Here is a 12,114-nt window from a genome sequence, read left to right as displayed (position 1 = left end):
GGCGCGTCAGTACAGCGTGCGGATCGGCCGCTCGGCGGCGCCATAGGGCACCCAGCGGCAGGAGAACGAGATGTAGCCGCCCTCATAGGCCTGCACGCCGAGGAATTTCACGACCTTGCCGTAGCGCGCGCAGTGATCGACCGCGACCTGCCGCGCATCGACCTGGGTCGCCATGGAATAGGCGATGATGCCGCCGGTGTCGTTGCCCTTGAACGGCGGCACGTAATCGGCGCGCGCCGACTGGCTCGCCGTCAGACCCGAGACAACCAGGCTGGCGAGAAGACCCGCGGCCGCAATGATTCGCATTACCGTCACTCCAATTGGCTGGTCCGCAGTTTACGGTGCCGTGATTGCCATGAAAAGAACTGAAGTCCCCTCGGCAGAGACGTTGCGGTCAACTCCTGGCGAAGTGTTGCCGCGCTGCACTTGACCTCCCCCTGCCTTCGCGGCACCGTCCGGTTTCCGCAAGACTTCAACCGTCTGGACTGATCATGCGCGCCCCGTCCCTGAAATCGATCCGCTTTGCCGCTCTGCTCGGCCTCATGTTCGGGGCGCTGTCGCTCGGCGAGGCCAGGGCGGCCAATCCGCTGGAGCTGAATTTCTGGCTCAGCGGACCGCGCTACGACGGCGCCGTGGCCGATTGCGACCGCGCGCTGCCGACGATCGCCACCCAGTTCTGGGAAAAGGAAAGCACGTTCTGGAATTCCTCGCTGAAGATTACCGGCTTCTCCGCCGTTCGCGAGGTCGCATTCCGCCCCTGGCAGTCCGACAACATTCCGCGCCGGTACTGCACTGGCGAGGCGATGCTCAATGACGGCAAGGTGCGCAAGGTGCACTTCTCGGTGATCGAGGATGGCGGCTTTGCCGGCTATGGCAATGGTGTCGAATGGTGCGTTGTCGGCGTCGACCGCAACTGGGCCTACAATCCGGCCTGCCGGGCTGCAAAGCCCTGATCTGACCGATCCGGCCGCTAAGCGACGGTCGCCTCAATTTTGTTCTTGAAATGTTCCTATCGCCTGCTAGGCTCCTCGCACAGTCTAGTTGAGGGGCGTCGTCATGTTTCATTCCAGATTGCATTCGTTCTCCCGCCTAGTGATCTCGCTGACCTTGTCCCTGCTCGTTGTCGCTGGCCTCGGCTCGTTCGCAGGTGACGCAAGAGCCCAGGACAAGCGGCAGAACGCGCCGGGCGAGTTCGATTTCTATGTGCTGGCGCTGTCATGGTCGCCCTCCTTCTGCGAGGAAGCTGCCGAGCGCGGCGGCCGCTCGCACATGCAGTGCGGCGGTCGCCCCTACGCCTTCGTGGTGCACGGGCTGTGGCCCCAATATGAAAACGGCTTCCCCGAATATTGCCAGCGGCCGGCACCTCGGCTGAACCGCAGCATCGTCTCCTCGATGCTCGACCTGATGCCGGCGCCGGGCCTGATCTTCAACGAATGGGACAAGCACGGCACCTGCTCCGGGCTCGAGGGCCGCGGCTATTTCGAGACGATCCGCAAAGCGCGCGCCGCGATCAAGATTCCGGCCGAATATCTCGATTTGTCGCAGGCCAAGACGGTGGCGCCGGCGGAGGTCGAGGAGGCCTTCGTCAAGGCCAATCCCGGCCTCAGCAATGCCGCCGTCTCGGTCACCTGCAACCGGACACGGCTCTCCGAGGTCCGCATCTGCCTCAGCAAGGACCTGCAATTCCGCGCCTGCGACGAGCTCGAGCGCCGCGCCTGCCGCCGCGATCAGGTGACGATGCCGCCGATCAGGGGCGGGTAGTTTTGCGCACCTAGCGCCGCACCGTCATGGCCGGGCTTCCCGGCCATCCATGTTTCACAACTCGGCGCGAAGGACGTGGATGCCCGGGACAAGCCCGGGCATGACGAGTAGAAGATGCTGCCCATTCTCTTTTGTGAGCCGCATCTTCCCATGAACTACCGCCACGCCTTCCACGCCGGCAGCTTCACCGATGTCATCAAACACATCGTGCTGGCGCGCATCCTCACTTACTTGCAGGATAAGCCGGCGGCGTTCCGCGTCCTCGACACCCATGCCGGCGCCGGCCTCTACGACCTCGACAGCGACGAGGCCCGCCGCGGCGGCGAATGGCTGACCGGCATTGCGCGGCTGATGCAGGCGCGGCTGTCGAACGAGACTGCGGCGCTGACCAAGCCCTATCTCGACATCGTCCGTGCCTTCAATCCGAAGGGCGAGCTCAGGGCTTATCCGGGTTCGCCGCTGATCGCGCGCGGCCTGCTCCGGCCGCAGGACCGTCTCGTCGCCTGCGAGCTCGAGCCGAAGGCGCGCAAGGCATTGATCGACGTGCTGCGCCGCGACGAACAGGCTCGCGTGGTCGATCTCGACGGCTGGACGGCGCTGCCGGCCTTCGTGCCGCCGAAAGAGCGGCGCGGCCTCGTGCTGATCGACCCGCCGTTCGAGGCCAAGGACGAGTTTGAGCGGCTCGGCGAAGCCTTCGCGGCGGCCTTCGCGAAATGGCCGACGGGTATCTACGTAATCTGGTATCCGGCCAAGAACCGCCGCGCCACCGACACGCTGGTGCAAACCGTGGCGCGGCTCGCAGCCGCAGCAAAGCCGCCCGGAAAATGCCTGCGCCTCGAATTCAGCGTCGCACCGCAAGCAGACAGCACCGCCCTCACCTCCACGGGCCTTCTGATCGTCAACCCGCCCTACACGCTGCACGGCGAGCTCAAGACGATCCTGCCCGAGCTCGAAATGCCGCTCGGCCAGGGCGGCGCTGCCAGATTCCGATTGGAGGTACCCAAGCCTTGAAGCCAAAGTCTTGAAGCCAAAGCCGTAACACTCCGGCATTCTTGGGAAAAATATGCAGGAGCGGTAGTCAATCTGCAGCGAACCGTATTATGCTGTTTCCGTGACTGGCTTTACGTTCCGCTTCCGCGAATGGTTGCGGCGGAGTGAAGGCCTAAGAAAGATCCGGCCGGACCGATGCGGTCCGCCCAAGGATGGCCAGCTCTCCCGGGCTTCGTAAGGCCCGGTCATGTCGAGACGTGAGTCTGCGTCGCGACGGAGGAGCAATGAGGGGGAGTTTCCCGATGGCCATGACGGGAACGGTCAAGTTTTTCAACGGCGAGCGCGGCTACGGTTTCATCAAGCCGGACGACGGTGGTCGTGACGTCTTCGTACATATTACAGCTGTTGAGCGGGCGGGACTGAAGGATCTTGCCGAAGGACAGCGCATTACATTCGAAGTCGAACCGGACAAGAAGGGCAAGGGACCCAAAGCGGTCAATTTGGTGATTCTGTCCTAGCCTGACGAAAAAAATCCCGGCCGCGAGCGGCCGGGAGTCTGGTCCGGTATTTTCTTCTTCAGCTATCAGAAACGATAGTTCACGCCTGCGCGCACAACGCTGGCGCTATAGCCGTTTGACACGCCCGTAATTGCGAACTGACTGGTTGACAGATCGAAGTAGAGATATTCGAGCTTGGCGCTCCAGTTCGACGTCAGGCCAACTTCCGCGCCGGCACCGATGGTCCAGCCAACGGTGGTGTGAGATTCCGTCCAGCCGAAGGTCTGCGCGCGCAACTCGCCGAAGGCGAGGCCGGCGGTGCCGTAGAACAGCACGTTATTGAAGGAATAGCCGGCGCGGCCGCGCAGAGTGCCAAACCACGGATTGGAGAACTTCCACGGCGCGAAGGTATCGTCGGCACCCGCGGCCTGGATGTCGCCCTCGACGCCGAACACGAACGGGCCGTTCTGGAAGTTGTAACCGGCCTGCACGCCGCCGACGAAGCCTGAGGGTTTGACCGGACTGTTGCTGACGGACCCCCACTCGTAGCCGATGTTGCCGCCGAGATAGGGACCGGCCCAGCTATACGCATTGAGCGGCTGATTGACGGTATAGGGCGCACGCTGCCCATAGAGATCGGCGGCCCCTGCCGAAGCTGTCCAGCCGGCTGCAACCAACGCGGCTGCGCCCACAACGAGCCTCTTCATCACACACTCCAACGCAACTGCCGTCCCCCGCGACGCCCGCGCCGCCGCGCGAGGCCAGACCGCATGGTTACGGAACCACCACTTTTTCGCGTAAGATTTATCGAGAGTTTTAAGTTAAAGGGCTGTTAAGCGGGGTTACCGCGCTGTTAACAGGCTTAAGCAAGCGTTACCGGGAACTGCGCCGCCATCCTGTGCGTGCGCCACGGCCGGAACTTCAAATCGGCACCCCCAGCGCCTAAATTCGCACAATGGTTCACGATTCCCCTGACAATCCGGACGACGCAGGCGTGCGCAAGCCCCAGCGCGCCACGGCGTCAGACGTCCCGGCCGATGCCCCCCCGGACTTCGATCCCGCCACCTCCGCCGGCGACGACGAGGACGATGCGCGGCTGCCGGACATCCTGGAAGAGAGCGGCGCGGTCGGCGAGGGCCCGCTGGCGACCGGTCATGAGGCGATCGAGCGCGCCGTCAGGCTCGCGCCCACCTCACCCGGCGTCTATCGCATGCTCAATGCGAATGCCGACGTGCTCTATGTCGGCAAGGCCAAGAACGTCAAAAAGCGGCTGTCCAATTACGCGCGCCAGAGTGCGCCGCAGCCGGCCCGCATCCTGCGCATGATCGCCGCCACGGTGACCGTGGAGATCGTCTCGACCAATACGGAGACCGAGGCGCTGCTGCTGGAAGCCAACCTCATCAAGCAGCTGCGGCCGCGCTTCAACGTGCAGCTGCGCGACGACAAATCGTTTCCCTACATCCTGATCACCGGCGACCATTGGGCGCCGCAGATCCTCAAGCACCGCGGCGCGCAGACCCGGCCGGGCCGCTATTTCGGCCCGTTCGCCTCGGCGGGCGCGGTGAACCGGACCATCACCGCGCTTCAGCGGGCCTTCCTGATCCGCTCCTGCACCGATTCGTTCTTCGAAAGCCGGACCCGCCCCTGCCTGCTCCACCAGATCCGCCGCTGTGCCGGCCCGTGCACCCGCGAGATCGACTTCGGCGGCTATACGACGCTGGTGCGCGAGGCGACCGACTTTCTCTCCGGCAAGAGCCATGCAGTGAAGCAGGAGCTTGCCGGCGAGATGGAGAAAGCCTCGGGCGAGCTCGAATTCGAGCGAGCTGCGCTCTACCGCGACCGCCTCGCCGCGCTGTCGGCGATCCAGTCGCAGCAGGGCATCAATCCGCGCACGGTCGAGGAAGCCGACGTGTTCGCCATCCACCAGGAAGGCGGCTTCTCCTGCGTCGAGGTGTTCTTCTTCCGCACCGGACAGAATTGGGGCAACCGCGCCTATTTTCCGCGGGCGGAGAAGACGTACACGCCGGAGGAAGTGCTGGGGTCCTTCCTCGCCCAATTCTACGACGACAAGCCGCCGCCGAAGAACATCCTGCTCTCGCACGAGATCGAGGAATGCGAGCTGCTCGCCAATGCGCTGTCGATCAAGGCCGGCCGCAAGGTCGAGGTCACCGCGCCCAAGCGCGGCGAGAAGAAGGAGCTCGTCGCTCACGCACTGACCAATGCGCGCGAGGCGCTGGGCCGCAAGCTCGCGGACACCGCGACGCAGAGCCGCCTGCTGGAAGCCATCGCTGCGACGTTGAACCTGCCGCATGCGCCCAAGCGCATCGAGGTCTACGACAACAGCCACATCCAGGGCACCAACGCGGTCGGCGCCATGATCGTCGCCGGCCCCGATGGGTTCGTGAAGAACCAGTACCGCAAGTTCAACATCAAGTCGGAAGGGATCACGCCCGGCGACGACTTCGCCATGATGCGCGAGGTGCTGGAGCGCCGCTTCAAACGCCTAATCAACCCGCCCGAGGAAGGGGCGACCAAAGCCAAGGACGACGACTTCCCGCAATGGCCCGACCTCGTCATCATCGACGGCGGTCGCGGCCAGCTCAACGCCGTGCGCGAGATCTTTGCAAATCTCGGCCTGACCCAGGTGTCGCTGATGTCGGTCGCCAAGGGCCCGGACCGGGATGCCGGCCGCGAGACCCTGTTCATGCCGGAGCGCGAGGCCATCAAGCTGGAGCCGCGCGATCCCGTGCTCTATTTCATCCAGCGGCTGCGCGACGAGGCCCACCGCTTCGTCATCGGCTCGCACCGCAAGCTGCGCAAGAAGGACATCCGCGAGGCCGGTTTGCAGGAGATTCCGGGCATCGGCCCGTCACGCAAACGTGCCTTGCTGCACCATTTCGGAACCCTGAAGGAGATCGAACGGGCCTCGATCGCCGATCTCGGCAAGGTTCCGGGGGTGAGCGCCGAGAGCGCGCGCAGAATTTTCGAGTATTTCCATCCCCAGCCGGGATGAACTAAAGGGGGACCGCAGTCATATGATCGACGTGACCGCACCTCATTTGGGGCGCGGGACGGTTGACGTTCAGGCAGCAGCGGTATTGGTAGATCGGATGAACATCGCCACCACACGAGGGACGACCAGCCGCGCGATGTCCCTCCCCAACATCCTGACCTATGGCCGGATCGCCGCGATCCCGGTCGTGGTCGGATGCATCTATGCGCAGTCGATTCTGGATCAGCCGCTCTGGTTGCGCTGGGTGGCGGTGGCCATCTTCATCGGCGCCGCGGTGACGGACTACCTTGACGGCTATTATGCACGGATCTGGAATCAGCAATCGGCGTTCGGCCGGATGCTTGATCCGATCGCCGACAAGCTGCTGGTCGCATCGTGCCTGCTGATGCTGGCCGCGGACGGCATCATCCATGGCTGGTCGCTGTGGGCCGCCATTGTGATCCTGTGCCGCGAGATCCTGGTTTCGGGCCTGCGCGAATATCTCGCCGCACTCCGCGTCAGCGTGCCCGTGACCAAGCTCGCCAAGTGGAAGACCACGGTCCAGCTCGTCGCGATCGGCTTCCTGCTCGCCGGCCCGGCCGGCGATGAGGTCGTGCCGGTGGTCTCGATGATCGGCCTGGCGCTGCTGTGGGCTTCGGCGATCCTCACCATGTACACCGGCTACGACTATTTCCGCGCCGGCATCCATCACCTCATCAAGGAGGACGAGGGATGAAGGTGAAATATTTCGCCTGGGTGCGCGAGCGCATCGGCAAGGCCGAGGAGACCATCGAGCCGCCCGCGAGCGTACGCACCGTCGAGGAGCTGATCGCCTGGCTGTCCGGCCAGAGCGAGGCCTATGCCTACGCCTTCGAGAAGCCGAAAGTGATCCGCACCGCGATCGACCACACCCATGTCAAGCCGGACACCGCGATCGCGGCGCCCGCGAGATCGCGTTCTTCCCGCCGATGACCGGCGGCTAGGCCATGACCTCCCCTGCCACCGCCTGCCCCGTCACCATCCGCATCCAGGAGGACGATTTCGACATCGCGCGCGAGATCGCGATCCTGACCAGGAGCCGGACCGACATCGGCGCAGTCGTGAGCTTCTCCGGCATCTGCCGCGCCGACGAGGACAGCGCGAAGATCGCTGCGCTCACCCTCGAGCATTATCCCGGCATGGCGGAAGAAGAGATCGGGCGCCATGTCAGTAAAGCGACCTCGCGGTGGCCGCTGAACGGCGTCACCGTGATTCACCGCGTCGGCCGCTTCATGCCCGGCCAGAACATCGTGCTGGTGCTGACCGCCTCGCAACATCGCCAGGCCGCGTTCCAGGCCGCCGAGTTCCTGATGGATTACCTCAAGACCAGCGCGCCGTTCTGGAAGAAGGAAGAGAGCGAAGCCGGCACCGGCTGGGTCGAAGCCCAGACGCGCGACGACGAAGCCGCCGCACGCTGGACGAAATCCTGATGGCCAAAGCATCGAAAAAGACCGCGCGCGGCCGCGCCGCGCCAAAACCTGCCAAAGTCGGTTCGGGCGAGCTCCTCACGCTGCTCGATTTCGTCCGCTATGGGGTGAGCCGCTTCGTCGAAGCCGAGCTCGCGTTTGCCCATGGTACGACCGATCCGATCGCCGAAGCTGCCTTCCTGGTAAGCGAGGCGCTGCATCTCAATCCCGAGCAGTTCGAGACTTTTGCCGGCGCGCGCGTCACGGTCGCCGAAGGCGAGTCCATTCTCGATCTCATCCATCAGCGCGTTACCACACGCAAACCGGCCGCCTATCTCGTCAACAAGATCTACATGCGCGGCCTGCCCTTCTATGTCGACGAGCGCGTCATCGTTCCGCGCTCCTTCATCGGCGAGCTCCTGGACTCGCATTTCCGCGGTGAAGAAGGCGCCGGCGCGCTGATCGACGATCCCACGGGGGTCGAGCGCGTGCTCGATCTCTGCACGGGATCGGGATGCCTTGCCATTCTCGCCGCGCATCATTTCCCGAACGCCGCCGTCGATGCCGTCGACATCTCCAAGGGCGCGATCGAAGTCGCCACGCGAAATGTCGGCGACTACGGGCTCGAGCACCGGATCAGCCTGTACCGCGGCGACCTATTCGCGCCGCTCCGCGACAACAGGTATGACCTGATCATCACCAATCCGCCCTACGTCGATGCCGAAGGCATGGCGGCGCTGCCGCCGGAATGCCGGGCCGAGCCGAAGCTCGCCTTCGACGGCGGCGCCGACGGCCTCGACGTGGTGCGCCGGATCCTGCGCGAGGCGCCGGATCACCTTACACCCGGTGGCGGGCTGATCTGCGAGATCGGCCGCGGCCGTGACCTGGTCGAGGAGGCCTTCCCGGAACTGCCGCTGCTCTGGCTGGACACGGAGAACTCAGAAGGCGAGGTGTTCTGGATCGCAGCCGCCGATCTCGGCTGATCGTCACGACAGGCGCGCTGCTTCGGAACAAGTCAAATATCGCCACGTTCATCTTCCGACGAATTTCTAAACGTCGGAGGATGACCGCATGCTCGCGCCATCGGGCGAATTGCTGCGCGCCGGCATGGCGCTCAAGCTCAACCATCTCAAGCGCGCCGCGCAATCCTACATGCGTGACCGCACCAGCCAGGCCACGGGACGGGCGACGTCCTACGCTATAGCGGCAGGCCTGTTCGCCGTGGCCGGGCTGTTCGCGGTTGCGACCTTCTTCGTCGGCCTGATGGCGCTGTACCGCTGGGTGGCCATCACCTACGGGCAATTCTGGGGTTTTGGCGCCGTCGCCGCCGTACTGCTGGTACTGGCCGGAATCTGCGTCGGCGTCGCCATGGCCATGATGAAGCGGCCGACCAAGCCGATCGTGCCGCTTGCCAGCCGCATGCGCGTAGCGATCGCGAGCCCACGGATTCCGCGCGGAACGGTCAAGCAGGCGGTGAAGGAAGTCGCGACGACGATTCCTTTGGCCCCGTTTGCACCGGGCGAACGCGGCCACGGCAGACATGCCGGATCGATGCGCACCAACCGGCCCGTGCAGCTTGGCCTGATGCTCGCTGCGATTGGCCTTGCGGGGTTCACGGCGGCGCGCCGCAGGCGTCACAGTCAAAGATTGGACGCTTGAATGCTGGTGCGGCGCTCCGAACAGATCGACTCCTGGCTGCTGGTGGCGGCAACAGCCGTCTTCGTGCTGAGCGCGGAGCGCTATTTCAAGGACTCCGGGCTGGTCCCGCCGGGACCTCCTCAAGAAAATCGCAAAGGCGAGGCGAATTCACCGGAAACGCATCCGGCGGGCGCGGCCGTGGAGCCCGGCCGCGGCCGTCACGCGAAGAGTCCGTTCACGATCCCCTGGGCGGGCTGGAAGGATATTTTCTGGCGCACCTATCAGCGCATCGACGAGGATCGCCTGCTGGCGACCGCCGGCGGCGTCGTCTTCTTCGGCCTGCTCGCGATTTTCCCGGCCGTCACCGCGCTCGTCTCGTCTTATGCCCTGTTCGCCGATCCCTCGACAATCAGCTCAAATCTTCACATGCTCGCGACGATGCTGCCCGAGGGATCGTTCCAGATCGTCGAGGAACAGGTCGCGCGCGTGCTGTCGAACGCCAATACCACGCTCGGCGCCACCTTCGTGTTCGGCCTTCTGCTGGCCATCTGGAGTGCCAACGCCGGCGTCAAGGCGATCTTCGACGCCCTGAACGTCGCCTATGAGGAGCGTGAGAAGCGCAGCTTCATTCGGCTGAACATGATCTCACTGGCCTTCACCGTCGGCGGCATCGTAGCACTGCTCTTAATGGTGGGGGCAGTCGTCGCCTTTCCGCTCGCACTGAATCATCTCGGCATGGCGCCCGAAAGCAAGCTGATCGTGGCGCTGGCGCGATGGCCGCTCTTGTTCCTCATCCTGCTCGTGGCGCTTGCGATCCTCTATCGTTTTGCGCCCAGTCGCGATGCTCCGCGCTGGCAATGGCTCAGCGTCGGCGCGGTGACGGCCGCCCTTCTCTGGATAGCCGGTTCTGCGCTTCTGTCCTGGTATCTCTCGGAATTCGCCAATTACAACGCGACCTACGGCTCGCTCGGCGCGGCGATCGGCCTGATGACCTGGATGTGGATGTCGGCCATCGTGATCATGTTCGGGGCCGAGTTGAACTCGGAGATCGAGCGGCAGACCCTGCGCGACACCACCACCGGACAGCCGAAGCCGCTCGGCACCCGCCAGGCCGTCTCGGCCGATACGGTCGGCGCCGCCGCGCCGGCCTGATGGACGGTCAGGCCGGATCTCATCCCGCCTGACCGGCTTGCATGTCAGCGCTTGGTGATGACGGCTTCCAGATACTCGCTGTGCACGACGATGGTGCCGTCGTCGGCATGGTTGAACTCGCCGAGCAGCGCCAAGAGATCGCGCTTCAGCGCCGCCTGGCCAGTCTCGTCGAGGGCGGCAAACGCCTTCAGCGTCGGACCGTAGAACGTCTTGAAAACGTCGAGCCAGTGGTCCGGTGAGCGATAGCGGAACACGAACATGCGCTGTTCGGCCGCGATTTCCGAAGCCTTGTTTCCGAACATCTCGTCAAGCCGCGCCTTGGTGCCCCACAGAGCCGGTGACTTTACCCCGGCCGGCGGCGGCAGATGCTTGCCGATGGTCTTGAACAGCTGACCGATGAAACCCTGGGGCGTCCAGTTGGCGAGGCCGATCTTGCCGCCGGACCTGCAGACCCGCGCGAGCTCGGAGGCCGCCTTGTCCTGATCCGGCGTGAACATCACGCCGAAGGTCGAGAGCACGACATCGTAGCTGGCGTCGGCAAACGGCAGCGCTTCGGCATCCGCCTCGCGGAACTCGACCGTGAGATGTTCGGCCGCTGCGCGCTCGCGTCCCCGCGCCAGCAGTGCCGGCACGTAGTCGGTCGACGTGACGTCACACCAGCGCCGTGCTGCGGCCAGCGTCGCATTGCCGTTGCCAGCGGCGACGTCCAGCACCTTGCTGCCGGCGCGGATGTCGACGGCCTCGCAGAGCTGCTCGCCGACGATCTGCAAGGTGGTTCCGACCACGGCATAGTCGCCCGACGACCAGGCGCCGTGCTGACGCTGCTTGACGGCGGTGAGGTCGGGCTGGGAAACGGTCGGCTTGAGTGCGGCGGCTGTCGACATGGGTCATCTCCTGGGGTTGGAAACGCAGGAACGATAAGGCGCATGCGGCTCGCTGGCCTTGAGAGCGGCGTTATTTTACGCTGAGAGCACCTTGATTTCCGACCGGAGCCAGGGGCGCGTGACGTTCAGGTCGAGGACTTCCATACTCGTCCCGATCGCCGCGAATGCGCCCATGCGGGCACCCTTGTCGCGCTCAAGGCCCGCTATCCCCTCGAATCAACAATGATGGTAAGGTCATGGGGCTTGGGGGAGCATGAGACATGACGGGTCGGACGGCGGCCCGTGTTTTCCCGGGTGAGACAGTCAGCTCTTGAGGCGTAACGCGCGGCATGATTCGCATTTCGACGATCTTCATCGCCATCTGCATGGTTCTGGTCGCTGCCTCGCTCGGGCTGGTGCTCTATTCGGTCGCCGGCATCAGCGGAACCGAATCCGCGATCGTTGCGCTGACGGCGCTGACCTTCCTGATCCTCTACAACGCAGTGTCGATGCGGCTGCGCGATCGCAGTGACGTCGGCGGCCAGATCGCCGACCTCTCGCGCGGTACCGCCGACCTCGCCCGCCAGGTGGCCGAGTTCGGCCGCCGGCTGGCTGCGATCGAGGGACGCATCGCGTCGTCCAATTCGACCAACTCCGACCGCATCCAGTCGGTGGTCGGCGAGATCAACGAGCTCGGCGGACTGGTCAAGCAGCTCGCCACCACCGTATCGGCGCATGAGGACCTGCTGGCTGGCAGCGCGCCGGCCTCGGCCCCA

General features: G+C 64.6%; 13 protein-coding genes and 2 pseudogenes. 12 read left to right on the top strand and 3 right to left on the bottom strand.

Annotation, left to right across the window (positions count from 1 at the left end; translation table 11 throughout):
- Positions 1-6: 6 nt before the first annotated feature.
- Positions 7-306 (bottom strand): hypothetical protein, encoded by a 300-nt coding sequence (locus tag SE91_RS03775; protein ID WP_060734888.1) that lies wholly within the window; start codon positions 304-306, stop codon positions 7-9.
- 185 nt (positions 307-491) lie between these two features.
- Here SE91_RS03775 and SE91_RS03770 point away from each other — a divergent pair, with 185 nt between their 5' ends.
- From SE91_RS03770 to SE91_RS03755, 4 genes are all read left to right on the top strand, one after another.
- A complete protein-coding gene (locus SE91_RS03770; RefSeq protein ID WP_008544399.1) occupies positions 492-953 on the top strand; it encodes a hypothetical protein in 462 nt (153 codons plus the stop codon).
- Positions 954-1,056: 103 nt separating this feature from the next.
- Complete coding sequence (locus SE91_RS03765; RefSeq protein ID WP_060734882.1) at positions 1,057-1,761, top strand: ribonuclease T2 family protein; 705 nt, start codon at positions 1,057-1,059, stop codon at positions 1,759-1,761.
- Between the two features lie 150 nt (positions 1,762-1,911).
- Positions 1,912-2,772, top strand: a complete 861-nt coding sequence (locus SE91_RS03760; protein ID WP_061846629.1) for a 23S rRNA (adenine(2030)-N(6))-methyltransferase RlmJ — start codon at positions 1,912-1,914, stop codon at positions 2,770-2,772.
- A gap of 281 nt (positions 2,773-3,053) precedes the next feature.
- The gene (locus tag SE91_RS03755; RefSeq protein ID WP_008544396.1) at positions 3,054-3,269 is read left to right on the top strand and encodes a cold-shock protein; all 216 of its coding nucleotides are present in this window, start codon (positions 3,054-3,056) and stop codon (positions 3,267-3,269) included.
- A 65-nt stretch (positions 3,270-3,334) separates the two neighbouring features.
- On the opposite strand, the gene SE91_RS03750 is transcribed toward SE91_RS03755, so the two are convergent.
- Complete coding sequence (locus tag SE91_RS03750; RefSeq protein ID WP_060734880.1) at positions 3,335-3,955, bottom strand: outer membrane protein; 621 nt, start codon at positions 3,953-3,955, stop codon at positions 3,335-3,337.
- A 248-nt stretch (positions 3,956-4,203) separates the two neighbouring features.
- On the opposite strand from SE91_RS03750, the gene uvrC reads away from it, so the two are divergent.
- The 7 genes and pseudogenes from uvrC (at position 4,204) to SE91_RS03715 (ending at position 10,475) form a co-directional block, all read left to right on the top strand.
- Positions 4,204-6,261: an excinuclease ABC subunit UvrC gene (gene uvrC, locus SE91_RS03745; RefSeq protein ID WP_061846628.1), complete on the top strand. Its 2,058-nt coding sequence runs from the start codon at positions 4,204-4,206 to the stop codon at positions 6,259-6,261.
- Positions 6,262-6,358: 97 nt separating this feature from the next.
- A complete protein-coding gene (gene pgsA, locus SE91_RS03740; RefSeq protein WP_060734879.1) occupies positions 6,359-6,976 on the top strand; it encodes a CDP-diacylglycerol--glycerol-3-phosphate 3-phosphatidyltransferase in 618 nt (205 codons plus the stop codon).
- Positions 6,973-7,223, top strand: a pseudogene (gene moaD, locus SE91_RS03735) (molybdopterin converting factor subunit 1). Before pgsA ends, moaD begins: the two are co-directional and overlap by 4 nt.
- A 3-nt stretch (positions 7,224-7,226) precedes the next feature.
- Entirely contained in the window at positions 7,227-7,709 is a 483-nt protein-coding gene (locus SE91_RS03730) for a molybdenum cofactor biosynthesis protein MoaE (RefSeq protein WP_061846627.1), read from the top strand.
- The gene (prmB, locus tag SE91_RS03725; protein WP_061846626.1) at positions 7,709-8,668 is read left to right on the top strand and encodes a 50S ribosomal protein L3 N(5)-glutamine methyltransferase; all 960 of its coding nucleotides are present in this window, start codon (positions 7,709-7,711) and stop codon (positions 8,666-8,668) included. Before SE91_RS03730 ends, prmB begins: the two co-directional genes overlap by 1 nt.
- An 88-nt stretch (positions 8,669-8,756) precedes the next feature.
- A complete protein-coding gene (locus SE91_RS03720; protein WP_061846625.1) occupies positions 8,757-9,344 on the top strand; it encodes a phage holin family protein in 588 nt (195 codons plus the stop codon).
- Positions 9,345-10,475: a YihY/virulence factor BrkB family protein gene (locus tag SE91_RS03715; protein ID WP_061846624.1), complete on the top strand. Its 1,131-nt coding sequence runs from the start codon at positions 9,345-9,347 to the stop codon at positions 10,473-10,475. It abuts the gene before it with no gap.
- A gap of 44 nt (positions 10,476-10,519) precedes the next feature.
- On the opposite strand, the gene SE91_RS03710 is transcribed toward SE91_RS03715, so the two are convergent.
- A complete protein-coding gene (locus tag SE91_RS03710; protein WP_061846623.1) occupies positions 10,520-11,359 on the bottom strand; it encodes a class I SAM-dependent methyltransferase in 840 nt (279 codons plus the stop codon).
- A gap of 329 nt (positions 11,360-11,688) precedes the next feature.
- On the opposite strand from SE91_RS03710, the pseudogene SE91_RS03705 reads away from it, so the two are divergent.
- Positions 11,689-12,114, top strand: a pseudogene (locus SE91_RS03705) (EAL domain-containing protein); the annotation flags it as partial.

Source organism: Bradyrhizobium sp. DOA1 (assembly GCF_001593325.1).
GTDB lineage: Bacteria > Pseudomonadota > Alphaproteobacteria > Rhizobiales > Xanthobacteraceae > Bradyrhizobium.
This window is presented reverse-complemented; position numbering and strand designations above follow the sequence as displayed.

Bases quoted from the DNA above. Each gene is read 5' to 3' on its own strand.
- SE91_RS03775 (WP_060734888.1), bottom strand. From the start codon at position 306: ATGCGAATCATTGCGGCCGCGGGTCTTCTCGCCAGCCTGGTTGTCTCG.
- SE91_RS03750 (WP_060734880.1), bottom strand. From the start codon at position 3,955: ATGAAGAGGCTCGTTGTGGGCGCAGCCGCGTTGGTTGCAGCCGGCTGG.
- SE91_RS03755 (WP_008544396.1), top strand. From the start codon at position 3,054: ATGGCCATGACGGGAACGGTCAAGTTTTTCAACGGCGAGCGCGGCTAC.
- SE91_RS03730 (WP_061846627.1), top strand. From the start codon at position 7,227: ATGACCTCCCCTGCCACCGCCTGCCCCGTCACCATCCGCATCCAGGAG.
- SE91_RS03765 (WP_060734882.1), top strand. From the start codon at position 1,057: ATGTTTCATTCCAGATTGCATTCGTTCTCCCGCCTAGTGATCTCGCTG.
- prmB (WP_061846626.1), top strand. From the start codon at position 7,709: ATGGCCAAAGCATCGAAAAAGACCGCGCGCGGCCGCGCCGCGCCAAAA.
- uvrC (WP_061846628.1), top strand. From the start codon at position 4,204: ATGGTTCACGATTCCCCTGACAATCCGGACGACGCAGGCGTGCGCAAG.
- SE91_RS03760 (WP_061846629.1), top strand. From the start codon at position 1,912: ATGAACTACCGCCACGCCTTCCACGCCGGCAGCTTCACCGATGTCATC.
- SE91_RS03710 (WP_061846623.1), bottom strand. From the start codon at position 11,359: ATGTCGACAGCCGCCGCACTCAAGCCGACCGTTTCCCAGCCCGACCTC.
- SE91_RS03720 (WP_061846625.1), top strand. From the start codon at position 8,757: ATGCTCGCGCCATCGGGCGAATTGCTGCGCGCCGGCATGGCGCTCAAG.
- SE91_RS03770 (WP_008544399.1), top strand. From the start codon at position 492: ATGCGCGCCCCGTCCCTGAAATCGATCCGCTTTGCCGCTCTGCTCGGC.
- pgsA (WP_060734879.1), top strand. From the start codon at position 6,359: ATGAACATCGCCACCACACGAGGGACGACCAGCCGCGCGATGTCCCTC.
- SE91_RS03715 (WP_061846624.1), top strand. From the start codon at position 9,345: ATGCTGGTGCGGCGCTCCGAACAGATCGACTCCTGGCTGCTGGTGGCG.